Consider the following 23,322-nt stretch of genomic DNA (forward strand, 5'->3'; position numbering starts at 1 on the left):
GAGACGTGACCCCCGCCGCATGGCGGTACAGCCCCGCTGCACCGCCATCCCTGCCTGCCCTGTGGCCTGCCGGTCAGTGCCCGAGCAGGTCGAGTGCGACCATCGTTTCCGCGATCTGAACCGCGTTCAGCGCGGCCCCCTTGCGCAGGTTGTCGGCAACGCACCAGAAGCCGAGTCCATTGGGCACGGTCGGGTCGATGCGCAGGCGCGAGACATAGGTCGCATCCTCGCCCACGACCTCAAGCGGGGTGACGTAGCCGCCGTCCTCGCGCTTGTCATGCAGCACCACGCCCGGCGCTTCGCGCAGGGCCTCGCGGGCGCGTTTGATATCAACGGGTTCCTCGAATTCGACGCTGATGGCCTCGGCATGGCCAATGAACACGGGAACACGTACGCAGGTGGCGAAGACCGCGATGTCGGGATCGAGGATCTTGCGGGTCTCGACCGTCATCTTCCATTCCTCCTTGGTCGCGCCGTCATCCATGAAACGGTCGATGTGGGGAATGCAGTTGAACGCGATCTGCTTGGTGAACTGTTCGGCCTTCAGCGGGTCGCCCACCAGGCTGCCGCGCGACTGGTTGAACAGTTCGTCCATGCCGCTCTTGCCCGCACCGGCAACGGCCTGGTAGGTGGCGACCACAACGCGCTTGATTGTGAACAGGTCATGCAGCGGCTTGAGGGCAACCACCATCTGGATGGTCGAGCAGTTGGGGTTGGCGATGATGCCGCGCTTCGCCTTCTTCACATCGTTGGGATTGACCTCGGGCACCACCAGCGGCACGTCCGGCTCCATGCGGAAGTGGGAGGTGTTGTCAATCACGATGCAGCCCGCTTTCGCAGCCCGCGGCGCATGCACGGCCGAAACCGCCCCACCGGGGGAGAAAAGGGCGACATCCCAGCCGGTAAAGTCGAAGGTTTCCAGGTTCTGGACCTTCAGTACCTTCTTATCGCCAAAGGAGACTTCCTTGCCCGCCGAACGGGCGGACGCAAGGGCCACGATCTCATCCACAGGGAACTGGCGCTCGGCCAGAGTCTTGAGGATCTCGCGCCCCACAGCGCCGGTGGCGCCCACCACCGCAACGCGGTAACCCATAATCTTCTTTCCTGTCCTGTCATGCCGGTCCATCCGGGCGGACGGGCCGTTAGTCGTAACTGTATCGACACGTAGAGCCTGTGTGCCAAAGGCGCAAGCAGCACGGACCCCGCCGGACCGGGAATCGAATCGGGGGTAAGGTCAAGGTGGCATGTCCCATGCGGTGATAGGCCTTGTCCGTTTCCGCGTGCCGGGTGCACGCTTGGCCCATCGCGCCATATCGGACAGGCTGACCGCCACCATCCGTTCCGGTACAGGGCGCAGGCAAGAACGGTTAGAGAGATCATGGCCTTATCATCTGACACTTCCAAAACCATGCCCCCCGGCGCGCGCAGGGCACCGGCATGCACCCTGGTCATTTTCGGGGCGCACGGGGACCTGACCAAGCGGCTGCTGATGCCCGCGCTTTACAACCTGGTGGGCAACGGCCTGCTCGATGACGGTTTCCGCATCATCGGTGTGGACCGCGTGGCCAGTTCCACCGCGCAGTGGCGCGACGGGCTGGCTGAAATGATGCAGTCCTTCACCCACGACCCGAATGCCGAATTCCATCCCGCCAGCATCAATGCGCAGCAGTGGGACTGGCTGGCGCAGCGCCTGGAATACGTGCAGGCCGATTTCAGTGACGTGGACGCCCTGCGCCAGCTGGGTACCAAGCTGCCGGGCAACGCCATCTTCTACCTTGCCATCCCCTCGCGGTTTTTCGCCACGGTGGTGGAAACACTGGGCAAGGCCGGGGTGGTGGAACAGAAAGACGACGCCTTCCGCCGTGTGGTGATTGAAAAGCCATTTGGTTCCGACCTGGCTTCGGCGCAGGCGCTCAACCGCCGGGTGCTGTCGGTGCTGGAGGAGTCGCAGGTCTTCCGCATCGACCACTTCCTGGGCAAGGAAACGGTGCAGAACATCCTCGCCATGCGATTCGGCAACCTGATATTCGAGCCCCTGTGGCGCAACGAATATGTCGATCATGTCGAGATCACCGCAGCCGAGACCATTGGCGTGGAACAGCGCGGCGCGTTTTACGAACCCACCGGCGCGCTGCGCGACATGGTGCCCAACCACCTGTTCCAGCTGTTTGCCATGGTGGCGATGGAGCCGCCCAACACGTTTGACGCCGAAAGCGTGCGCAACGCCAAGGAACAGCTGTTCGAGGCCGTGACCCCGATCAACCCGGCGGATGCCGTGCGCGGCCAGTACGCGGCGGGCACGGTGGAGGGCAAACCCATGGTCGGTTATCGCGAAAGCCCCGGCGTTTCCCCGCACAGCAATACCGAAACCTATGTGGCGCTGAAGCTGCATGTGGATAACTGGCGCTGGGCCGGGGTGCCGTTCTACCTGCGCACCGGCAAGGGGCTGGGCGGCCGGCGGACCGAGGTCGTGGTGCAGTTCCGCAAGCCACCGATGCTTATGTTCCGTGAAACCGAAACGGAGGAACTGCCCCCCAACCGCATTATCCTCAACATCCAGCCAGCCCAGGGGCTGACGGTGGAACTGGGGGCGAAAAAGCCGGGGCCGGAAATGGACCTGACCGATGTGCAGGCCCGCTTCCGTTATGAGGACGTGTTCGCCAAGTCCCCCAATGTCGGGTACGAAACCCTTCTGTATGACTGCCTGATGGGGGATGAAACCCTGTTCCAGCGCGCTGATAACATCGAGGCGGCATGGAAGGCGGTCGATCCCGTCCTGCAGGCATGGGCGAAGGATACGGCGGGGCCGGAAATATACGAAGCGGGTACATCAGGCCCCAGCGGGGCGGATGAACTGCTGCGTCGTGACGGGCGGACGTGGTACCCGCTTGATCGCGCCTGAATGGTTCAGGGCTTGGCTGGATCCGCTCACGACCCTGTCATGATGCGGTATCCAGCCCCCGCCCGCGACAGCGGGCGGGATGGGGACGGAAATCCCGTCCCCTGACGCAAGATGCGTTACTGCGCGGGGGGCGCGGCCGGTGCCGTGCCACCCTGAGCGTCTGCGGCCCTGGCCTGCTGTGCGGCGGTGTGTTCGCTGTCGCCTTCACGGAACAGGGTATCGGCATGCTTGCGCTGCTTCTTGGAGAAGCTGTCATACAGTGATGCGAAAGCGGTGTTCAGCGTCTGCATGTCATGCGCGCGCTCGATCACCAGTTCGGCATAGGACTGCATGTTTTCCACGGCGTTCAGGGTCGGCAGCTTGCTGCGGCGGTCCTCGATCGCGTCATGCAGGCGCTGCCCGTTGTCGCGCATGTCCTGTGCGAAGGGGGCCCACAGGGCTTCCTGCTTCTTGGTGATGCCCAGTTCGTCATGCAGCGTCTTGATATGCGCTTCCACCTGTTCCGGCGCGGGATCGCGCGGGGTGTGGGCCAGGGGCGCGGTCGGGTTGGGCGTGCCTGCTTCTGTCTGCGTGGCGGCCGCGGGCTGCTGGTCGGCAGCCATGGCCATGGCTGGCAGCATCAGGAGGGCAGCGGCGGGTAGGAACCGACGGAACATCATGTTGGGTATTTTCCTTCGCAGTGTGTGTCAGTGTGCGTGGGATGTGTCAGGGCTGCGGTTATCAGTAACCGCCACCATACGGGTAATAGGCCGGCGGCGGCGGGGCTGGCGCGGGCGTGGGATAATAGGCTGGCGGCGGGGCGGCAGCGCCACGTTCAGCCAGCGTGCTTCCCAGCATGGCGCCAACCGCAAGTCCGGCCAGGCCGCTGCCGACCGCCAGGCCCGCGCCACCACCGCCACGGTGGCCGCCATAATAACCGCCACGCGGCGGCGGGGGCGGCGGCCCGCCACGCCCGCCCCGGGGGCCGCCATGCCATGGCTGGGCCTGCGCGGCGGGTACGGCTGTCGCCAGTATGCCCAGCGCAAGGCTGGCTGACAGGAGGGAAGCGGTCAATTTGCGCAGATGCATGGACTTTGAGTACCTCGACATGTCGTGAAGGCGGATAACGGGACAAACATGACCGCCGTCCGTGACGAAACAATGGCCGTGCATGGTTTCAGGCAACCCACGGCAGGCGTTTTGTCAGGGCAGAAAACCGATGACGGCGCAGTTCGTTGCGTGCGCGGGCATCATTGGTCATGTAATTCAGCTGGATGGTGTGGCGCGGGCCGACATACTGTCGGTGCCCATGCCATGTATCCGGCCCGTTGGGAAAGATCAGCAGCGTGCCGTTGACGGGTGGGATCTCGGCGGCGAAATCCTCAATGTCATGCGCATTGCGCAACAGCCGCAGGCAGCCTTCGTGGCGTGACCACGCCGCGTCATCGGCAGCGTTCAGGTAGAGCAGGACGGTCACGCGCTTGCTGTCGGAATCGCGGTGGATGCGCCCGTCCTTCGCCCGCGTGCGCCCGCGCAGCGTCAGCATGGTCGGCGCGGTGTCCAGATCCAGTGCGAATTTGCGTGCGATCAGGTCCCGCAGGCGTGGTCCCTCCAGTTCGCGCACCAACTGCGCCATAAGCGGCGACAGCGTCAGGGCGCCCGGCGGGAAGGACCCGCCGGAGCGGATATCGGGCAGGCTGGCCGACAGGGCATGCAGGTCATCCGGCCCGATGAAATGCGGCACCACCACATGGGCGAATGGCGCGGTGGAGACCGCGGCCGCTTCCAGTGCTGCATAGTCGGGGGTGACGGGTTGGATCATGCCATCTCTGCAAGCGGGTCAGTAAACGACCCGCAGATTAGGCCCGGACACGTCCCCCTGCAAGATAATGCGTGCGGGTGTCAGCCGGTGACCGTGTCCACCGCATCCAGCACCCGGCTGGAATAGACCGTGGCGGCCCCTGCGTTCAGGGCCACGGCAACGCCCAGCGCCTCGGCAATTTCCGCTTTCGTCGCCCCTGCCTTCACCGCCGCGGTGGAATGGACGGATATGCAGCCGTCGCACCGCGTGGTCACGGCCACCGCCAGCGCGATCAGTTCGCGCGTCTTGGCATCCAGATGGCCAGTGCGCGCGGCAGCGCCATCGAGTGTCTGGAGTCCCTTGATCGTGTCGGGGGACAGCGCGGCAAAGGCCTTGATAGAGTCGCCCAGATGGGCGCGATAGGCATTCCAGTCAGTCATCACAAACTCTCCATTTTGGATGGTTTCAGTTCACCAGATGGAGAGAACCCCTGTCATGACACAGTTTGGCGAGTTTGTGGCCTTGATGGGGGGTTTGTTACGGACTATCGCCGAAATATCATGGATACAGATATCGCCCCCGCCCGTCCGCTGCGGCGCTGCCCGCAGGTACTGGCCCCCTCGCCGCCTATGAGGCCCGTGTGGCCTCCGGCCGTCTTGATCGTGACCCGGAACAGGAAAAGGCCGCCCGCAGGCTGGACCGCCTGTGGCGGGAACTGCGCGACTACCACCCGGTGGTCCAGCAGCATGCGCCACCGGCCTCGGGCTGGCTGGGCGGGCTGAAGGCCCGGCTGGGCCTGTCGGGACATGCCCCCGCTGAAACCCGGCGTCCGCGCGGCGTCTACATGGTGGGGCAGGTGGGGCGGGGCAAGACCATGCTCATGGACCTGTTCTTCAGCCTGGCCCCGGTGGAACACAAGCGCCGGGTCCATTTCCACCGCTTCATGCAGGACGTGCACCAGCGCCTGCATGACATGAAGGCGGCGGACCCCGGCCTGACCGATCCCATTCCGCCACTGGCGCGCCAGATCGCGCAGGAGGCGTGGTTGCTGTGCTTTGACGAATTCCAGGTCAATGACATTGCCGACGCCATGATCCTTGGCCGCCTGTTCGACTATCTGTTCGCTGATGGCGTGGTGGTGGTGGCCACATCCAACACGAAGCCCGAGGACCTGTTCCAGGACCGTCCGGGCGCTGATGCCTTCAAGCCGTTCATTGCCGCCATCCTGAAGGAAGTGGATACCGTCATCCTCGATTCCCCGCGTGATTACCGCCGGGGCAATGCACGCGGCATGCAGACATGGATCATTCCCGTCGATGACGCGGCGCGCCGTGAACTCGACTCGATCTTCACCCGGCTGGCCGATGGCGCGCCGGTCGTGCCGGTCACGCTGGACATCATGGGCCGCAGCCTGAAGGTGGAACGGGCGGCAGGCCCGGTCGCGCGCTTCAGCTTTGCCGATCTGTGCGGCAGGCCGCTTGGCGCGGGCGACTATCTGGCGCTGGCCACGCGGTTTCCCAACCTTGTCCTTGACGGTGTCCCCCGCATGGGGCCGGACAATTTTGACGAGGCACGGCGCTTCATCGTCCTGATCGACACGCTGTACGAACAGAACGTCAAGCTGTTCGCCTCCGCCGAGGACCGGCCCGACGCCATCTATGCCAAAGGGCAGGGTGCGACCGCGTTCGAACGCACGGCATCCCGTCTGGAGGAAATGCAGAGTGCCGCCTACATGCAGCTGCCGCACCTGAACGCGTAAGGCCGCCCGGGGATGAAAGGGTCACGCCATCGTGACGGTTATGGCGGTGGTGTGACTGGTCAGGCGGTAGGCAAGCCGGACTGTCTTTGCTTGGGTATGGGCAAGTTCGCATCAGCCGGGACCAAGGCCGCGGATAGGGATGTTTGGCAGGCCGGTTTCCCCGGATCGGGAGGGCAGGCACGAAAATGTCAGTATGCGCGGCAAGCAGACCTGATCCTGATGAATGATGGCGGTATCCCGGCAGGGGTGCGGCTAGGGTAGCGATACAAATCGGGCCGGTGAACGTTGCATGCCGGACCCGACAATAGCGCGGCCAAAAAAGGCCGCCAGCGAGGAGATGTCTTCAATATGGCGGGCGTAGATATTCTTTCGACCGCATTCAGCGGCGCCAATACGGCCTATCTGGCTGAATTGTATGCGCGCTGGGTGGCCGATCCCAACAGCGTCGATCCTTCCTTTGCCTCCCTGTTCCAGGAACTGCACGAGGACGGGCCGGAAATCGTTCATGATGCGGAAGGGGCGTCCTGGGCGCCACGGCCGCACATCATCACCGGTGATGAACCCGCCCCCCTGCCGGATGGCAGGAAGCCGGCGGGTGTAACGGCCGAAGGGCTGCGGGCGGCTGCGGATGACAGCCTGCGCGCCACCCAGCTGATCCGGGCGTTCCGCGTGCGTGGCCACCTTGAGGCCCGGCTGGACCCGCTGGGCCTGCAGGTGCCCCAGCCCCATGCCGACCTGGACCCCGCAACCTATGGCTTCGGCCCCAAGGACCTTGATCGCCCGATCTACCTTGGCCACACCGTCGCCAGCCTGATCGGAACCGACACCGCGACCATCAACCAGGTACTCGATGCCCTGCGCTCGGTCTATTGCGGGCCGATCGGCGCCGAGTTCATGCACATCCAGGACCCCGAGCAGCGCATGTGGGTGCAGGCGCGGCTGGAAGGTGACAACTGGCGCAAGGGCGCAAGCCCCGAGCAGAAGAAGGTCATCCTGCAGCAGCTGACCGAAGCGGAAGGCTTCGAGTCCTTCTGCCAGAAGCGTTATGTCGGCACCAAGCGCTTCGGCCTTGAGGGTGAGGACGTGACCATCCCCGCGCTGCACGCGATCATCGATCAGGCTGCTGCCGGCGGCGTGCGCTCGGTCGCAATCGGCATGCCGCATCGTGGTCGCCTGAACACGCTGGTCAACATCGTGCGCAAGCCCTACACCGCCATTTTCAGCGAATTCGCCGGTGCGTCCTTCAAGCCGGACGACGTGCAGGGGTCGGGCGATGTGAAATACCATCTCGGCACCTCCACCGATGTGGAGATTGGCGGCACCCCGGTCCATATCTCGCTCCAGCCCAATCCTTCGCACCTTGAGGCGGTGGACCCGGTCGTGATCGGCAAGGTCCGCGCGACGCAGGATGATGATGATCCCCACCAGCGCGGCCGTCATATGGGCCTGCTGCTGCATGGTGACGCGGCATTCGCCGGGCAGGGCATCGTGTATGAAACCCTGGCCATGTCGCAGCTGATCGGCTACCGCACCGGCGGCACGATCCATGTCGTGGTCAACAACCAGATCGGCTTCACCACCGTATCGGTCCATTCCTTCTCCGGGCTTTACTGCACGGACGTGGCCAAGGCGGTGCAGGCCCCGATCCTGCACGTGAACGGTGACGAGCCGGAAGCGGTGATCTACTGTTCCCGCCTTGCGGCCGAATTCCGCCAGAAGTTCGCATCCGACGTGGTGCTGGACATCGTGGGCTATCGCCGCCACGGTCATAACGAGTCCGATGAGCCGTCATTCACCCAGCCCACCATGTACAAGGCCATTGCCGCGCGCCCGACCATCCGCACGCTGTATTCCGACCGCCTTGTGCGCGAAGGCGTGCTGACCGAGGCGGAAGTCACGGCCGAGTGGGACGGCTTCCACAACAAACTGGAAGAAGCCTATCAGGCCGCCCAGGGTTACAAGCCCAACAAGGCGGACTGGCTGGAAGGTGCATGGCAGGGGCTGAAGCCGCCGCCGGTGGACGCCACCCGCCCCGCACCGGAAACCGGTGTCGCCATTGAGCGGCTGAAGGAAGTGGGGGCGGCGCTGGCGCATGTGCCCGATGATTTCAACGCCAATTCCAAGATCGTCCGCCAGCTCAAGGCCAAGGCCAAGATGTTCGAGACGGGCGTGGGCATTGACTGGGCCACGGGTGAGGCGCTTGGCTTCGGCACGCTGCTGCTGGACAAGCACCATGTCCGCCTGTCGGGTGAGGACTGCCAGCGCGGCACCTTCAGCCAGCGTCATGCGGTGCTGATCGACCAGATCAACCAGAACACCTATGTGCCGCTGAACAACATCGCCAAGGATCAGGCCGCGATCGAGATCTACAACTCGCTGCTGTCCGAATTTGGCGTGCTCGGGTTCGAATATGGCTATTCGCTGGCCGACCCGAATGCGCTGGTGCTGTGGGAAGCGCAGTTTGGTGACTTCGCCAACGGCGCGCAGGTCATCATCGACCAGTTCATCGCATCGGGTGAGACCAAGTGGCTGCGCATGTCCGGCCTGGTCATGCTGCTGCCGCACGGGTACGAAGGGCAGGGGCCGGAACATTCCTCCGCCCGTCTGGAGCGTTATCTCCAGCTCTGCGCGGAAAACAACATGCGCGTGTGCAACCTGACCACGCCGGCCAACTACTATCACGCCCTGCGTCGCCAGTTGTTCCTGGATTACCGCAAGCCGCTGATCATCATGACGCCGAAATCCCTGCTGCGTAACAAGCTGGCGGTATCGGAACTGAAGGATTTCGGTCCGGGCACGCGCTTCCTGCCGGTCATTGGTGAAATCGACCAGATCGCCGCCCCCGCCAAGGTGGACCGCGTGGTGATCTGTTCGGGCAAGGTCTATTACGACCTGCTGACCGAGCGCCGTGAGCGCAAGCTGGATAACGTCGCCATCATCCGGCTGGAACAGTTCTATCCCTTCCCCGAAAAACTGCTGGCGGAAGAACTGGCCCGCTACCCGCAGGCCAAGGTGATCTGGTGTCAGGAAGAGCCGGAAAACATGGGTGGATGGAACTTCGTCGATCGCCTGATCGAAGGCGTGCTGACATCCGTGGGCCACAAGAGCACACGACCGACCTATGTCGGGCGCGTGGCGGCGGCCAGCCCCGCCACGGGCCTTGCGAAGGTCCATGTCGCCGAACAGACGGCGCTGGTGAACAAGGCGCTGGGCGTCAGTGCCTGAGGGCCACGCGTTTTACGCATGAAGGATACGGGAACGGCGTTCTGGCCGTTCCCCTGAATAACGATAAGGCCGACCGGGCGCACGATTGGGACGCCAGGGCGGCCAAGGGATTGGGAATCAAAAGATGTCTGCCGATATCAAGGTACCGACACTGGGCGAAAGTGTTACCACAGCAACCGTTGCAAAATGGCTGAAGCATCCGGGCGATGCCGTGAACGAAGACGATCCGTTGGTGGAACTGGAAACCGACAAGGTCAGCGTGGAAGTCCCCGCCCCGCAGGCTGGCGTGCTTGGCCCGCTGCTGGTCCCCGAAGGTGAGGAAGTCGAGGTCGGCACCGTACTGTCCACCATCGAGGCCGGAAGCGGTGCGGCCCCCAAGCCCGCCGCAGCACCCGCGCCGAAAAAGGAAGCCGCCCCCGCGGGTGTGCAGGCTCAGCCTGCCGCCAGCGGCCCGGTTGCCCGTCCGGCAACCCCGCCGTCCGATGTCGCGGCACAGGGGGCGGCAGCCGTGGCGTTCCCCAGCGCGCGCAAGATGATGACCGAGCAGGGCGTGTCCGCAGCACAGGTTGGCACCGGCACCGGCAAGGACGGCCGTATCACCAAGGGTGACGTGCAGTCGTTCCTGTCGCAGCCGCGCGCGGCCCAGCCTGCCGCCGCCGCCCGTCCGCCGCGTCAGGACGACCCGCGTGAAGAACGCGTGAAGATGACGCGCCTGCGCCGCACCATTGCCCGCCGCCTGAAGGATGCGCAGAACACCGCCGCCCTGCTGACCACATTCAACGAAGTGGACATGTCGGCGGTGATGCAGATGCGCGCCGAATACAAGGAACTGTTCATCAAGAAGCATAACGGCGTGAAGCTGGGCTTCATGTCCATCTTCAGCCGTGCGGTCATCGCGGCGTTGCAGGAATTCCCGGCCATCAACGCCGAAATCGACGGCGATGACGTGATCTATCGTGAGTTCGTCAACCTCGGCATTGCCGTGGGCGGTCCCAACGGGCTGGTCGTGCCCGTGATCCGCGATGCGGACAAGATGAGCTTCGCCCAGATCGAAAGCTCCATCGCAGGCTTTGGCAAGAAGGCGCGCGAAGGCACGCTGAAGATCGATGAACTGTCCGGCGGCACGTTCTCCATCACCAATGGCGGCATCTATGGCTCGCTCATGTCCACGCCCATCATCAACGCGCCGCAGTCGGCCATCCTTGGCATGCACGCCATTCAGGACCGCCCGGTTGCCGTGAACGGGCAGGTGGTGATCCGCCCGATGATGTATATCGCCCTGACCTACGATCACCGGATCGTGGATGGCAAGGAAGCGGTCAGCTTCCTTGTGCGGGTCAAGCAGAATGTGGAAGACCCGCGCCGTCTGCTGCTGCAGGTCTGATGCCTGCCGGGGCCGTGCCCGTGCGCGGCCCCTACGCGCAACCGCATAGCAAGCAGGACTGAATAGACATGACAATCGACATCAAGGTGCCCACGCTGGGCGAAAGTGTGACCACGGCGACCGTTTCAAAGTGGCTGAAACAGCCCGGTGACGCCGTGAACGCGGATGAACCGATCGCCGAACTGGAAACCGACAAGGTCAGCGTGGAAGTCCCCGCCCCGCAGGCAGGCGTACTGGGTGCGCACGCCGTCAAGGAAGGTGATGAGGTCGAGGTTGGCACCGTGCTGACCACCCTGACCCCCGGCGCTGGTGGCCAGAAGGCGGCCCCGGCTGCCGCCAGCCCGGCCCAGCCGGCACCGGCCGCAGCAGCTCCCGCTGCCGCACCCGCACCCAAGGCCACTGCCGCAGCCCCGGCTGAGACGGATTACGATGTGATCGTGATCGGCGCCGGTCCCGGTGGTTATGTATGCGCCATCCGCGCGGCCCAGCTTGGTTTCAAGGTGGCATGCGTGGAAAAGCGTGCGACGCTGGGGGGCACCTGCCTCAATGTTGGCTGTATCCCGTCCAAGGCGCTGCTGCAGCAGTCCGAGAACTTCCACGCCGCCAAGGATGAATATGCCGATATGGGCATCATCATCGACAGCGTGAAGCTGGATCTGGCGAAGATGATGGCGCGCAAGCAGTCCGTGGTCGACGCCAACGTGAAGGGCGTGGAATTCCTGTTCAAGAAGAACAAGGTCACCTGGCTGAAGGGCACAGGCAAGGTCGAGGGTACGGGCCGCATCACGGTCGATGGCAAGCCGGTCACGGCCAGGCACATCGTGATTGCCAGCGGCAGCGACAGCGCGGGCCTGCCGGGCGTTGACGTGGACGAAAAGCAGATCGTCACCTCCACCGGCGCGCTTGAACTGTCCGCTGTTCCCAAGAAGATGGTGGTGATCGGCGGCGGCGTGATCGGGCTTGAACTGGGCAGCGTATGGCATCGTCTGGGCGCGGACGTGACGGTCATCGAATACCTCGACCGTCTGGTTCCGGGCACGGATAACGAGATCGCCAAGACCTTCCAGCGCATCCTGACCAAGCAGGGCCTGAAGATGAAGCTCGGCCACAAAGTCACCAAGGCGGAAAAATCGGCCAAGGGCGTGACCCTGACCGTGGAACCCGCGCAGGGCGGGACGGCGGAAACGCTGGAAGCCGACGTGGTGTTGCTGGCCATTGGCCGTACGGCGGCCAGCAAGGGCTTCGGGCTGGAAGAAGCCGGCATCGAACTGGACAAGCGCGGCCGTATCGTGACCGATGCGCATTACGCCACCAGCGTGCCGGGCATCTATGCGATTGGCGACGTGATCGCAGGCCCGATGCTGGCGCACAAGGCCGAGGAAGAAGGCGTTGCCGTGGCCGAATTGCTGGCCGGTCAGGCCGGTCATGTGAATTATGGCGCCATTCCTGCCGTGGTTTACACATGGCCGGAGGTCGCAACCGTTGGCAAGACCGAAGAAAACCTGAAGGAAGAAGGTGTTTCCTACAAGGTTGGCAAATTCCCCTTCACTGCCAATGGCCGCGCACGCGCCATCGGCATGACGGACGGGTTTGTGAAGGTTCTGGCCGATTCAACCACCGATCAGGTGCTGGGCGTGCATATCATCGGCCCGATGGCGGGCGAACTGATTGCCGAATGCACCATGGCGATCGAGTTCGGTGCATCGTCGGAAGACATCGCGCGCACCTGCCACGCTCACCCCACGTTGAGCGAGGCGGTCAAGGAAGCAGCGATGGATGTGGACAAGCGCGCCATCCATATCTGAACTGGCCCGCCAGAAATAAAAACCACCCGGCAGCAAACCTGCCGGGTGGTTTTTTATTTGTATCAAGGTATTATATTAAAATTCAATTATTCAGAATCATTTCTATTATATTTATTATTTTCTAATTATTTTTCTAACTATTGAATAAATTATGCTATCCATGCGGTTGGTTGTTAGGTGTGGGCTGTTTCGACAGCTCCAGCCACGCTATATTACTTATCCATGACAAAGAATAAAAATTTTTGGATACCGCGTTTTTTCAAAAAGACGGCATTCTCTGAAGCTTTTTGAAAAAAGCTTCACCAAAAACTTCTTTATGGTCTGGCGCGCGGGTTCATGCGGTCGTAGGGGCAGGGTTCCATGCATCCTCACGCGTAATGCGGATCAGTTCCGTGGCGGAAACCGCGCGCGAGATGAAGAAGCCCTGCACATAGTCCACGCCCAGCGCGCGCACGGTATCAAATTCTTCCTGTGTTTCCACACCTTCCACCGTTACGGCCAGGTTGTAGCCATGACCAAGCTTGATGAGCGAGGCCAGCAGGCTGCGTGCCTTGCTATCCGACCCGATATTGCGCACCAGGCAACGGTCCAGCTTCAGCGACTGCAGCGGCAGTTCCCGTAGCGTGGACAGCCGCACCGTGCCGTAGCCGAAATTGTCCATGGCCAGCCCGAACCCGTCTTCCGCCAGGCCGCGCAGGCGCAGGCGGCTTTTTTCCGCACGCCGTCCCTGCAGCATCTGTTCGGTGACTTCCAGCATGAAGGTGCTGGGGTCGAGGTTGAGCTGCCGGATCTCGCTGAACAGGTCGATCTGCTGTTCAAGGTTCAGCAGGTCCAGATGCGACAGGTTGACCGCCAGCCGCAGGCTGGGCAGGCCCGCTTCCTTCCATTTCTGGATATCATCGTGGAAGGACTGCACCAGATGCGTTTCCATGATCTGGGCCAGCGCCGAATCCGCGAATACATCGGTAAACGCACCGGCGGACAGCAGCCCGCGTTCGGGATGGTGCCAGCGCATCAGAGCTTCCGCCTGTTCGATCCGGCCGGTCCGGGCGTTCAGTATGGGCTGGTAGTAAACCTCGAACTGTTTTTCCGCGACACCCTGCCGGGCTTCCGACAGGATCTTGGCGCGTTCCATCGTGGTCTTGTGCAGGCTGGGCGTGAACATGCGCGCCTGCTTGCCCCCCGCCTGCTTGGCGGCATAGACCGCGACATCGGCGTTCTTCTGCAAGGCTTCCAGCGATTCCTCGCCGGTGATGGGGGTGGCCCCGATACTGCCGGAAATGCGCACGGTGGCGCTGTCCAGCATGATCGGTTCCTCCAGCAGGTTCTGGATTTTGCTCAGGATGGTCTGCAGCGGCATGGTCTTCAGGCTGTGATGAAGGATCACCGCGAACTCATCCCCGCCCAGGCGGCTGATCGTATCCTGCGACCCGATCAGTTCGATCAGGCGCGTCGCAATGGTCTTGAGTACCTCATCACCCGCGTGATGGCCGTGGATGTCATTGACTGGCTTGAAGCCGTCAAGGTCGAACATCACCAGCACCTGCGGGTCGGCATTGCGGCGTTTGCTCGCTTCCACGGCGGTGATCAGGCTGGCGTTGAACCCGCCACGGTTCAGCAGGCCGGTCATCATGTCGGTCGCGGCCTGTTTTTTTAGCCGTACCTTCGTGTTCATAAGTTCGGTAATTTCAAAACGGGTCGCGACAAACCCGCTTATTTCCCCCTGTGCGTTCTTGTGGGGAATGATGGTGGTCGCCACCCAGTAATGGCTGCCGTCCTTGGCGCGGTTGCACAGGTTGCCATGCCATGTCTGGCCCGAATACAGGGTCCGGTACATGTCCCGGAAAAAAGCCTTGTTATGCTCCCCCGAATTCAGGATGCGATGGGTGTGGCCCAGCAGTTCTTCGCGGGAGTACTGGCTGATCTTGCAGAATTTGTCGTTGACGTAGGTAATGACCCCCTTGCGGTCGGTCACGGCGACAATAAGGACATTATCAACCACATCCGCCCAGAAGTCGGCATCTTCATGCGTTAGGGCGCGAAGCCTGTTGTCATGGTGTGCGGACATTCTGGTACCTCGGATACGGAGCAGGAAACGGGGAATTACCTGTAAGCAGTCTAGGATTATTTCTTCTTGTCGGAAACATTTTTGGCGGCAGGCTTGGCCGGCATGATTTCACGGATTGTCTTGTGCTGCCTGACCCATTTTTCCAGGTCATCAGGGGCCAGCGGCTTGGCGAACAGATAACCCTGCATCACATCGCAGTTCAGTTCTTCCAGCAGGCGCCACTGCTGTTCGGTCTCGACCCCTTCGGTCACAACCGTCATGCCCAGGCGCGAACCGATGCCGATGACCGCCATGGTCACGGCCTGCGCATTGGTATCATGCTCGAACTCATTGATGAAACTGCGGTCAATCTTGATTTCCGTCAGCGGCAGGCGCGTCAGCCGCGACAGTGACGAATACCCCGTGCCGAAATCATCCATCGACAGGCCACAGCCAAGGTTGCGGATGGACTGCAGCACTTCCTCGGTATCGCGGCTGTTGTCCATCATCACGCTTTCGGTGATTTCCACCGTCAACCGCGCGGGCTTGAGGTCATGGTCCTTCAGCAGGGCCGCGATGTGTTCAGGCAGTGCGCGGTTGCGGAAATGTACCGCCGACAGGTTTACCGCCACGGTGGGGACATGGATGCCGTCGCGGTCCCATTTCACGATCTGGCGGCATGCTTCCAGCAGCGACCAACGGCCGATGGCCTCGATCTGGCCGGTTTCCTCCGCCACCGCGATGAAGCGGGACGGGTAGATGTTGCCCAGTGTCGGATGGTGCCAGCGCGACAGGGCCTCCACCCCGCTGAGTTCCAGTGTATGCGTGCGCACCTGCGGCTGGTAATGCAGGTTCAGCATGCCCTTGGCCAGCGAATCACGCAGCGCCGAGCCAAGCACCAGCCGGTCCTGCGCCACCTGGTTCTTTTCCAGGTTGGCGAAGCGGAAGGTGCCGCGCCCGTTTTCCTTGGCCTGCCGCAGCGCCACATCCGCCGTGCTGAGCAGGGATTCACTGTCCGGCCCGTTATCGGGGTATGTGCTGATACCGATCGAGCAGGAAATCGTCAGCGTATTCTGCCCGATCTGCATGGGCTTGGCGATGGTGGCCAGCAGGCGTTCGGCAAACTCAGTGGCTTCCTTGGTGGGGCAGTTGGGCACCACCACCACGAATTCATCCCCACCAGAGCGGCTGATGACATACCCGTCCAGCGCGATGGCACGGATACGGGCCGCGATCTCGATCAGGAACTGGTCGGCATAGACATGGCCCAGCGCGTCGTTGATATCGCGGAAACGGTCGATATCGAGCATGAAGATGGCGAACTGGCGGTTGCCATCCTGCTTGTTGATCATGCCCTCGATCACCTTGTGGACCGAGGAGCGGTTGAGCAGCCCGGTCAGGCTGTCAAAATTGGCAAGATGGGAAATATGTTCCTGCGTTGCATTCTGCTCGAACGCCAGCGCACAGAAGGGAATGCACGAATCAACGATGCGCTGCGGCCATGTGTTGCGGCCCTGATCCTCACGCGCATACAGGGCGAAAATGCCCTTGACCTGACCCGAACGCGTGCAGACCGGCGTGCAGAAGCACTGCTGCAGCCCCAGTGAGATGCCGAGCGAACGATAGCTGTCCCATACCAGCCGCGTGGCGTAGTTGGGATCCACCCGGAGCTTTTCCAGTTCGGAGGAGGAAATGTACAGGCTTTCCAGTGATGTCCGGTACCGCTTCGGCAGGGTCGGGCTGGACAGCACGCGCAACTGCCCATCAGCGGTGATGAGCATGAGGACCGCCACCGTGCCGGGCACGAAGCTTTCCACCCGGCGGCACAGCAAATCGGCTACGTCCTGTATCATCATGTCGCTGGCCAGCGCCTGCAGCACGTCATTCTGCAGGATCAGGATCTTGCGCTGCTGGCTTTCATTGGTGACGTTCTTCATCACCCCCATGAAGAAGACACGCCCATCATGCGTGACGACCTTCGACAGCGACAGTTCACCGCATATGTATTCCCCATCGCTGCGGGTGAAATCCACCTCCCGCGATGTACCGACAATCCGGTTCTGGCCGCTGGCGCGGCTGCGGTTTACGAACGCGTCATGCCCACCGCGTTGCTGCGTGGGTACCAGCACGTTCACGTTCTGGCCAAGCACGTCCTTCCTGTCCAGGCCCCACAGGTTTTCCGCAGCGTTATTGAAAAAGATGACGTGGTTCTGGTCATCAATAATAACGGTTGCGTCTATGGCCTGTTCCAGTGCCGAAATCAGGACTTCAGCGCTCAGGTTAGGCTTGGACATTGAATTACCTCGCAAAAGGGACAAGGGCAGCCCGTCGCCGCAAGCCGTGCGGATCGGGGGGCGTAAAGTCATGGAACGGTATGGTCACGCTGCTTGCCTTGCATGCCATTATACATATCAAGGCAGGCAGGGCGGTGGTAGCAGTGGGCAAGCGGATATCATATGACCGAAAGGCATATATCTCATATTATATAGAATAATTTTTATTCTGAATTTATATAAAAAATTACCATGGCGCCGCATAATCATGACAAACCGGATGGTCTATATACCCCATCCTGTCGCACTGATCCATCTGGTCATTTCTCTAAAATGCGTATCTTTACCTGACGGGCCTGTCGGGCGCGCAGGTTTTGCCACTGCAGCCCGAACACCCGCCACAGCCCCCGCCGGTGCGTGGGGTTGCGTGCCGGTCGGCATGACGGATCAGGGCGGACGGGGCATGGACATGCCGCAGCACGGTCGCCATCTGCCGCCAGCCCTTCTGCGCCAGCAGGGGAAACAGCCGGCCTGCCCAGTACAGCGCACAGGCCCCGACCAGCCCGCAGGCCAACAGCGTCTGGAACAGCGTGGCCAGGTGCATCAGAACATCCGTGCGATATGGTAGGTCAGGAATGCCGCCACATAGGCCAGGGCGAACAGGTATCCCGCCGCCAGCGCCACCACCCGCCATGATGCGGTTTCCCGCCGGATGACCGCAAGGGTCGCGACACATTGCGGCGCATAGACATACCATGCCAGCAGCGACAGGGCGGTGGCCAGGCTCCAGTGTGTGGGCAGCATCTGCCCAAGCTGGATGGCAGCCTGATCCGTATCCGTGCCGGAGCCCAGCGAATAGACCGTGGCCAGCGCGCCCACCGCGACCTCACGCGCGGCAAGGCCGGGGATCAGGGCCACGCAGATCTGCCAGTTGAAACCCAGTGGCGCGAAGATCGGCAGCATCAGGTGGCCGATCCGGCCTGCAAGGCTCCAGTCGATGGCTGGTCCCGGCGCACCCGGCGGCGGGGCGGGAAAGCTGGACAGCCCCCACAGCAGCACCGTGAGCGAGACAATGGTCGTGCCCACGCGCATCAGGAATATACGCGCCCGTTCCCACAGCCCCAGCGCAAGGTCACGTGGATTGGGCAGCCGGTAGGCCGGCAGTTCCATAAGCAGGGTGGCTTCCTGCCGGTCGGGGTTGCGCCAGCGCAGCACGCGCGCCACCACCACGGCGGACACGATGCCCAGTGCATACAGCCCGAACAGGACAAGCCCCTGCAGGTTCACAAGCCCGGCAATGTTGCGATGGGGAATGAACGCCCCGATCAACAGCGTATAGACCGGCAGCCGGGCCGAACAGGTCATGAGCGGCGCGATAAGTATGGTCACCAGACGGTCGCGCGGATTCTGGATCGTGCGCGTGGCCATGACACCGGGCACGGCGCAGGCGAAGCTGGACAGCAGCGGGATGAAGGACCGTCCGCTCAGTCCCGCAAAGGACATGAGCCGGTCCAGCAGGAACGCGGCACGGGGCAGGTACCCCGATTCCTCCAGCGCCAGTATCCATGCAAACAGGATCAGGATCTGCGGCAGGAATGTCACCACACTGCCAGCCCCCGCGATCACGCCATCCACGATCAGGCTGCGCAGCACGCCATCAGGTAGTAATTGCCCCACCTGCTGTCCCAGCCAGCCCATGCCCGCGTCGATTCCGTCCATCAGCGGCTGTGCCCAGGCGAAAACCGCCTGGAACATGAAGAACAGCAGCACGATCAGGATGACCGGTCCCCACACCGGGTGCAGCACCCAGCGGTCCAGCCGTTCCTCCACCCGGTCGGACAGGGGGGTGGACTGGGTCACGCAGTCCGACAGGATCTGGCGCACCATTGCATGCAGGTCCGTGCCAGCAGGCAGCGGGACGGGTACTGGCGGTGGCGCGCCATCAAGCTGTGCCAGCAGGCTGCGTGCCCCGTCGCGTCTGATGCCCACCGTGGGTACCACCGGCATGCCGATTTCAGCCTGCAGGCGCGGCAGGTCGATTTCCATGCCCCCACGCTGTGCTGCGTCAATCATGTTCAGCGCCAGCACCGCCGGGCGGCCAAGGGCACGCATTTCCAGCACGAAGCGCAGATGCAGCCGCAGGTTCGTCGCATCGGCAACACAGACCAGCAGATCGGGCGCTGCCTCCCCCCGATAGGTTCCGGCGCAGACGTCGCGGGTCACCGCCTCGTCGGGGCTGGTGGCGTTCAGGCTGTATGCGCCGGGCAGGTCCAGCAGGCGCACGGTGCGGCCTGCGGGCGTGGTGAACCAGCCTTCCTTGCGTTCCACCGTGGCGCCGGCGTAATTGGCCACCTTCTGCCGGCTGCCGGTCAGCAGGTTGAACAGCGCCGTCTTGCCGCAGTTCGGGTTGCCCACCAGCGCGATGTTGAGGGCAGTCATGCCTGCACCCCCGCGGTGTGTACGTTCACGCGGGCTGCTTCCGTGCGGCGCAGGGCAAAGCGTGTAAAGCCGATGCGCACCGCCAGCGGGTCACCCCCCAGGGGGGCTGTCGCGACAATGCGCACCGCCTCACCCGGCACGAAGCCGAGTTCACGCAGTCTCTGTGCCACGGGGTCGGTGCTGCCGTGGTCATCAACGCTGTCAATCACGGCGTCGGTTCCGCGTGGCAGGTCACTCAGTCGCATAAGGCGAAATTATCCGGACAATAACAGTAAGTGATAATTATTATTAAATACTGGTGGAAATGTTGTCCATCATGTTTGTTCCGATACCTGCGCCATGGCGGGTACGGGTATGTCCGGGACGCATGTAACGACACGGGCGCCGTGCTGGCGGCCTGTCCCGGTCGCGCCGTGCGGCAGGCTGTCAGGATGGTGGGTGCCGCTGGCCGGTCTTTCCCATGCCTGTGCCGCCATGGGGGGTACGGATCAGGCTGAATGCCTGCCGCTGTCTAATCCAGGGCTGTACCCATTCCATATTTTCTTGAATTCAGTGCGGCTGATTTCCGTGGCTTCAAACTGTTCATCTTTATTGATTTCAGACAGGGGCGGTATTTTCACGTCGGCCAGCCATGTTTCGCCTGCTGGTCGCGTTTCGTCGGCAATGCCGAAGCGTCCATCCCCATAAATCTCGATTTTCCTGCATTCATACCGGTCATCATCCATTTCCCAATAAAGGATGATGGGTTCCCGTTTCGTGTCATGTTTCCATATACACTTGATATAAAACAATTTTATATATCTTTCGGTAAGAGACCGTTTGGAAAGTCAGCCCAGGAAACACCCAGAAATCATAAGGAAGTTTTTGGTGAAGCTTTTTTCAAAAAGCTTTGGAAACCGCCGAATTTTGAAAAAAAGGCGGCACCCAAAAATGTTTATTGTTTTTTATCAGCCATTTGTTTTCAAACAGTCTTTAAGCCGTGCAGGGGTGCGGAACCGGATGGCGCTGTCCGGGGCATAACCCGTACGGTGTGACGTGGCATTATGAATGCTGACACATGGTCTTCCGCCCCGTCCGCCCTGTCATGCCACCGCGTGACCGCATGTTGCCATTACCTCCAGCCATGAGCTGATGGTGATGAACTATCTGTCAGGATATGGTTTCCACTGTGGACAGCACATGGAAGAACGTGCCCGATACATGTCCGCGTCGTGCGCCGCCGGTGCCACGGTCCATGCCATAGCCATCATGCAGGCTGGCCAGCGGCGCATCAGGGCCGGGGTCGGTAACCGTGGCGTAATGGAACTCATGCCCGCGCAGCACGGTGTCCGCAGGCCCGATGGCGCAGTCATGGCGCAGGGTGGCGCTACGGTATCCAAGGTTCATGCGGCGTCTGGCAAAGGACGTGGCATGTCCCAGCAGGCCGGTCATGCGGTGGGTCTCACCCGTCTTGTCCGTCAGGCTTTCCCCCAACACCATGAAGCCGCCACATTCCCCATGTACCGGCCGGGTCTGCGCGAACCGTCCCAGCGCATGGCGGAAATGCCCGGCCGCTGCCAGTCGTCCGGCATGCAGTTCGGGATAGCCGCCGGGCAGCCAGCAGGCATCGCATCCTTCATCCGGGCCTTCGTCATCAAGGGGTGAAAAGGGACGGATTTCCGCCCCCGCCCGGTGCCAGCCCGCCACGACATGTGCGTACAGGAAGGAAAAGGCCGCATCATTCGCCACCGCGATCCGCTGTCCCGGCGGGGGCAGGGCGATGGTCGCAGGCGCCACGGGGGCGATACGTGGCGGCCGGGCACAGGCCAGTATGGCATCCAGGTCAAGGTCGCGTTCCGCCTGTGTTGCCAGCCGGTGCGCCAGTTCGTCCAGCCCGCCATGCTCACGCGCCTGCACCAGGCCAAGATGGCGTTCGGGCATCTGTAACTGCGTATCGCGTCCGAACGCGCCCAGCACCGGTATGCCAGTGGCGGTAATGGCCTGCGTCGCCATGGCGGCATGGCGGGGGGAGCCTACGCGGTTCAGGATGACGCCCGCAATCTGGACGGTCGGATCCAGCGTGGCGAAGCCCAGCGCGGTTGCCGCCGCCGACTGCCCCTGCCCGGAGATATCCAGCACCAGTATGACCGGCAGGTCAAAGCGCGCGGCGATATCCGCCGGTGCGCCACGGGCGCCACGGGGCTCCATAAGTCCGTCAAACAGCCCCATGGAGGCCTCGGTCACCAGTATTTCGCAGTCTGAACAGGCCTGCACCATGACATCATCCAGCAGCGCGGATGGCATGGCCCAGCTATCCAGATTGAGGCTGGAAAGCCCGGTCAGTGCTTCATGAAAGGCGGGATCGATATAGTCCGGCCCGGTCTTGGCCCCGCGCACCGCAACGCCCCTGCGGCGCAGGGCGGCCAGCAGGGCCAGCGTCAGCGTGGTCTTGCCGCCGCCTGATCGGGGTGCGGCTATCATCAGCCCTCGTGTCATCGTGTCCGTTCCTGCTAGACCGTGGTGAGCGGAGCCACCTTTTACCCCCATAGGGAAAGAAGATCACCCAGATGGAGCGTACCCATACCAGCCTGCGCCGGGGATGGACCACAGGCAGTTGCGCCACCGCCGCCGCCCGTGCCGCGTGGAATGGGCTGTGCGGGGGCGAATTTCCCGATCCGGTGACCATCACCCTGCCCGGTGGGCAGCATGTGGCCTTTGCGCTGGCCGCCCACGGGCATGCGGGTGATGGCGCATGGGCGGCGGTGGTGAAGGACGCGGGCGACGATCCGGACGTGACCCACGGCGCGCATGTGCGCGTGGACGTGCGCCATGGCCCGGCGGGTAGCGGCGTGGTGTTTCAGGCGGGTGACGGCGTGGGGACCGTGACACTGCCCGGCCTGCCCATCCCACCGGGTGAACCTGCCATCAATCCCGTGCCCCGCCGCATGATCCGTACCGCCCTGTGTGACACGGCGGGACGGGAGCCGGATGTGCAGGTCACGGTGTCCATTGCAGGTGGGCGGGACATGGCGCGGCATACGCTCAATGGCCGTCTTGGAATCGTGGGCGGCCTGTCCATTCTGGGCACAACGGGCATTGTCGTGCCGTTTTCGTGTGCCGCATGGATCGACAGCATCCATCGTGGCGTGGACGTGGCGCGGGCGCTGGACCTGCCGCATGTGGCAGGCTGTACGGGCGATGTATCGGAACGGGCCACGCGGGCGCTGTACGGTCTGCCGGAAGAAGCCATGCTGGAGATGGGGGATTTTGCCGGTGGCCTGCTGAAATACCTGCGTCGCCACCCGGTGGGCCGCGTGACCATTGGCGGTGGCGTGGCCAAGATGACCAAGCTGGCGCAGGGGTTTCTGGACCTGCATTCGCGCAGGGGGCAGGCGGACATGACCCGTCTGGCGGAACTGGCGCGCCGCAGTGGGGCGCCAGAGATGCTGGTGGCGGCCATTACGCAGGCCCATTCCGTCGCCGCCGCCTTCGCACTGGCGCAGCAGGGGGGATTTCCCCTTGGTCCGGCGGTGGCGCGTGGGGCATGGGCCCGTGCGCGGGATGTTCTGGCAGGAAGCGACTGCATGCTGGATGTGCTGCTGTTCGACCGCGCAGGCCAGCTTGTGGCCCGGTATGGTCCTTCTCCAGTCTAGAATAGTGCCTTGATAAACATAAAAGTTTCTCAGGGCTGGGGAAAACCTGTTTCCTTTTCTTCCATACATGATGACA

Annotated in this window: 17 protein-coding genes and 1 pseudogene; 6 read left to right on the forward strand and 12 right to left on the reverse strand. The window is 62.7% G+C overall.

What is annotated here, in order from left to right:
* Window positions 1–73: 73 nt before the first annotated feature.
* Window positions 74–1,093 (reverse strand): aspartate-semialdehyde dehydrogenase, encoded by a 1,020-nt coding sequence (locus F1542_RS11940; protein WP_193733230.1) that lies wholly within the window; start codon window positions 1,091–1,093, stop codon window positions 74–76.
* A gap of 285 nt (window positions 1,094–1,378) precedes the next feature.
* Between F1542_RS11940 and zwf the strand changes: the two genes are divergently transcribed.
* Window positions 1,379–2,902: a glucose-6-phosphate dehydrogenase gene (gene zwf, locus F1542_RS11945; protein ID WP_193733231.1), complete on the forward strand. Its 1,524-nt coding sequence runs from the start codon at window positions 1,379–1,381 to the stop codon at window positions 2,900–2,902.
* A gap of 116 nt (window positions 2,903–3,018) precedes the next feature.
* Here zwf and F1542_RS11950 read toward each other — a convergent pair whose 3' ends face one another.
* The 4 genes from F1542_RS11950 to F1542_RS11965 form a co-directional block, all read right to left on the reverse strand.
* Window positions 3,019–3,561 (reverse strand): Spy/CpxP family protein refolding chaperone, encoded by a 543-nt coding sequence (locus F1542_RS11950; RefSeq protein WP_193733232.1) that lies wholly within the window; start codon window positions 3,559–3,561, stop codon window positions 3,019–3,021.
* Window positions 3,562–3,622: 61 nt separating this feature from the next.
* Window positions 3,623–3,955, reverse strand: a complete 333-nt coding sequence (locus F1542_RS11955; RefSeq protein WP_227672698.1) for a hypothetical protein — start codon at window positions 3,953–3,955, stop codon at window positions 3,623–3,625.
* Window positions 3,956–4,058: 103 nt separating this feature from the next.
* Window positions 4,059–4,703, reverse strand: a complete 645-nt coding sequence (locus tag F1542_RS11960) for a 2OG-Fe(II) oxygenase (RefSeq protein WP_193733234.1) — start codon at window positions 4,701–4,703, stop codon at window positions 4,059–4,061.
* Window positions 4,704–4,783: 80 nt separating this feature from the next.
* Window positions 4,784–5,122, reverse strand: a complete 339-nt coding sequence (locus F1542_RS11965) for a carboxymuconolactone decarboxylase family protein (protein WP_010509207.1) — start codon at window positions 5,120–5,122, stop codon at window positions 4,784–4,786.
* A 120-nt stretch (window positions 5,123–5,242) separates the two neighbouring features.
* On the opposite strand from F1542_RS11965, the pseudogene zapE reads away from it, so the two are divergent.
* The 4 genes and pseudogenes from zapE to lpdA all read left to right on the forward strand — a co-directional run bounded on the left by zapE (window position 5,243) and on the right by lpdA (window position 12,855).
* Window positions 5,243–6,441 (forward strand): annotated as a pseudogene (gene zapE / locus F1542_RS11970) (cell division protein ZapE).
* Window positions 6,442–6,789: 348 nt separating this feature from the next.
* Entirely contained in the window at window positions 6,790–9,666 is a 2,877-nt protein-coding gene (locus F1542_RS11975) for a 2-oxoglutarate dehydrogenase E1 component (protein WP_193733235.1), read from the forward strand.
* A gap of 124 nt (window positions 9,667–9,790) precedes the next feature.
* Window positions 9,791–11,050, forward strand: a complete 1,260-nt coding sequence (gene odhB, locus F1542_RS11980; RefSeq protein WP_193733236.1) for a 2-oxoglutarate dehydrogenase complex dihydrolipoyllysine-residue succinyltransferase — start codon at window positions 9,791–9,793, stop codon at window positions 11,048–11,050.
* 68 nt (window positions 11,051–11,118) lie between these two features.
* Complete coding sequence (gene lpdA / locus F1542_RS11985; protein WP_193733237.1) at window positions 11,119–12,855, forward strand: dihydrolipoyl dehydrogenase; 1,737 nt, start codon at window positions 11,119–11,121, stop codon at window positions 12,853–12,855.
* A 334-nt stretch (window positions 12,856–13,189) separates the two neighbouring features.
* Here the strand turns inward: lpdA and F1542_RS11990 are convergent, their stop codons facing one another.
* The 7 genes from F1542_RS11990 to F1542_RS12020 all read right to left on the reverse strand — a co-directional run bounded on the left by F1542_RS11990 (window position 13,190) and on the right by F1542_RS12020 (window position 22,089).
* Window positions 13,190–14,923, reverse strand: a complete 1,734-nt coding sequence (locus tag F1542_RS11990; protein WP_193733238.1) for a bifunctional diguanylate cyclase/phosphodiesterase — start codon at window positions 14,921–14,923, stop codon at window positions 13,190–13,192.
* Between the two features lie 56 nt (window positions 14,924–14,979).
* Window positions 14,980–17,196 carry an EAL domain-containing protein gene (locus F1542_RS11995; protein ID WP_193733239.1) on the reverse strand — a complete coding sequence of 739 codons (2,217 nt, stop codon included), beginning with the start codon at window positions 17,194–17,196 and terminating at the stop codon, window positions 14,980–14,982.
* 322 nt (window positions 17,197–17,518) lie between these two features.
* Entirely contained in the window at window positions 17,519–17,779 is a 261-nt protein-coding gene (locus F1542_RS12000) for a DUF6587 family protein (protein WP_193733240.1), read from the reverse strand.
* On the reverse strand, window positions 17,779–19,614 hold the full coding sequence (gene feoB, locus F1542_RS12005) for a ferrous iron transport protein B (protein ID WP_193733241.1): 1,836 nt from the start codon (window positions 19,612–19,614) through the stop codon (window positions 17,779–17,781). The genes F1542_RS12000 and feoB overlap by 1 nt, the downstream gene beginning before the upstream one ends.
* A complete protein-coding gene (locus tag F1542_RS12010; RefSeq protein ID WP_010508194.1) occupies window positions 19,611–19,859 on the reverse strand; it encodes a FeoA family protein in 249 nt (82 codons plus the stop codon). The genes feoB and F1542_RS12010 overlap by 4 nt, the downstream gene beginning before the upstream one ends.
* Window positions 19,860–20,102: 243 nt before the next feature.
* Entirely contained in the window at window positions 20,103–20,405 is a 303-nt protein-coding gene (locus tag F1542_RS12015) for a DUF6881 domain-containing protein (RefSeq protein ID WP_346011915.1), read from the reverse strand.
* Window positions 20,406–20,763: 358 nt separating this feature from the next.
* Window positions 20,764–22,089 (reverse strand): cobyrinate a,c-diamide synthase, encoded by a 1,326-nt coding sequence (locus F1542_RS12020; protein WP_227672699.1) that lies wholly within the window; start codon window positions 22,087–22,089, stop codon window positions 20,764–20,766.
* A 71-nt stretch (window positions 22,090–22,160) separates the two neighbouring features.
* Here F1542_RS12020 and F1542_RS12025 point away from each other — a divergent pair, with 71 nt between their 5' ends.
* Window positions 22,161–23,246 (forward strand): cobalt-precorrin-5B (C(1))-methyltransferase, encoded by a 1,086-nt coding sequence (locus tag F1542_RS12025; protein WP_193733243.1) that lies wholly within the window; start codon window positions 22,161–22,163, stop codon window positions 23,244–23,246.
* The last annotated feature ends 76 nt before the right edge of the window (window positions 23,247–23,322 follow it).

Source organism: Komagataeibacter sp. FXV3, from assembly GCF_015155755.1.
Lineage (GTDB): Bacteria > Pseudomonadota > Alphaproteobacteria > Acetobacterales > Acetobacteraceae > Komagataeibacter.

What these genes read in the sequence shown, in the direction of transcription:
- F1542_RS11940 (WP_193733230.1), bottom strand. Translation starts at nt 1,093, where the DNA reads ATGGGTTACCGCGTTGCGGTGGTGGGCGCCACCGGCGCTGTGGGGCGC.
- zwf (WP_193733231.1), top strand. Translation starts at nt 1,379, where the DNA reads ATGGCCTTATCATCTGACACTTCCAAAACCATGCCCCCCGGCGCGCGC.
- F1542_RS11950 (WP_193733232.1), bottom strand. Translation starts at nt 3,561, where the DNA reads ATGATGTTCCGTCGGTTCCTACCCGCCGCTGCCCTCCTGATGCTGCCA.
- F1542_RS11960 (WP_193733234.1), bottom strand. Translation starts at nt 4,703, where the DNA reads ATGATCCAACCCGTCACCCCCGACTATGCAGCACTGGAAGCGGCCGCG.
- F1542_RS11965 (WP_010509207.1), bottom strand. Translation starts at nt 5,122, where the DNA reads ATGACTGACTGGAATGCCTATCGCGCCCATCTGGGCGACTCTATCAAG.
- F1542_RS11975 (WP_193733235.1), top strand. Translation starts at nt 6,790, where the DNA reads ATGGCGGGCGTAGATATTCTTTCGACCGCATTCAGCGGCGCCAATACG.
- odhB (WP_193733236.1), top strand. Translation starts at nt 9,791, where the DNA reads ATGTCTGCCGATATCAAGGTACCGACACTGGGCGAAAGTGTTACCACA.
- lpdA (WP_193733237.1), top strand. Translation starts at nt 11,119, where the DNA reads ATGACAATCGACATCAAGGTGCCCACGCTGGGCGAAAGTGTGACCACG.
- F1542_RS11990 (WP_193733238.1), bottom strand. Translation starts at nt 14,923, where the DNA reads ATGTCCGCACACCATGACAACAGGCTTCGCGCCCTAACGCATGAAGAT.
- F1542_RS11995 (WP_193733239.1), bottom strand. Translation starts at nt 17,196, where the DNA reads ATGTCCAAGCCTAACCTGAGCGCTGAAGTCCTGATTTCGGCACTGGAA.
- F1542_RS12000 (WP_193733240.1), bottom strand. Translation starts at nt 17,779, where the DNA reads ATGCACCTGGCCACGCTGTTCCAGACGCTGTTGGCCTGCGGGCTGGTC.
- feoB (WP_193733241.1), bottom strand. Translation starts at nt 19,614, where the DNA reads ATGACTGCCCTCAACATCGCGCTGGTGGGCAACCCGAACTGCGGCAAG.
- F1542_RS12010 (WP_010508194.1), bottom strand. Translation starts at nt 19,859, where the DNA reads ATGCGACTGAGTGACCTGCCACGCGGAACCGACGCCGTGATTGACAGC.
- F1542_RS12020 (WP_227672699.1), bottom strand. Translation starts at nt 22,089, where the DNA reads ATGACACGAGGGCTGATGATAGCCGCACCCCGATCAGGCGGCGGCAAG.
- F1542_RS12025 (WP_193733243.1), top strand. Translation starts at nt 22,161, where the DNA reads ATGGAGCGTACCCATACCAGCCTGCGCCGGGGATGGACCACAGGCAGT.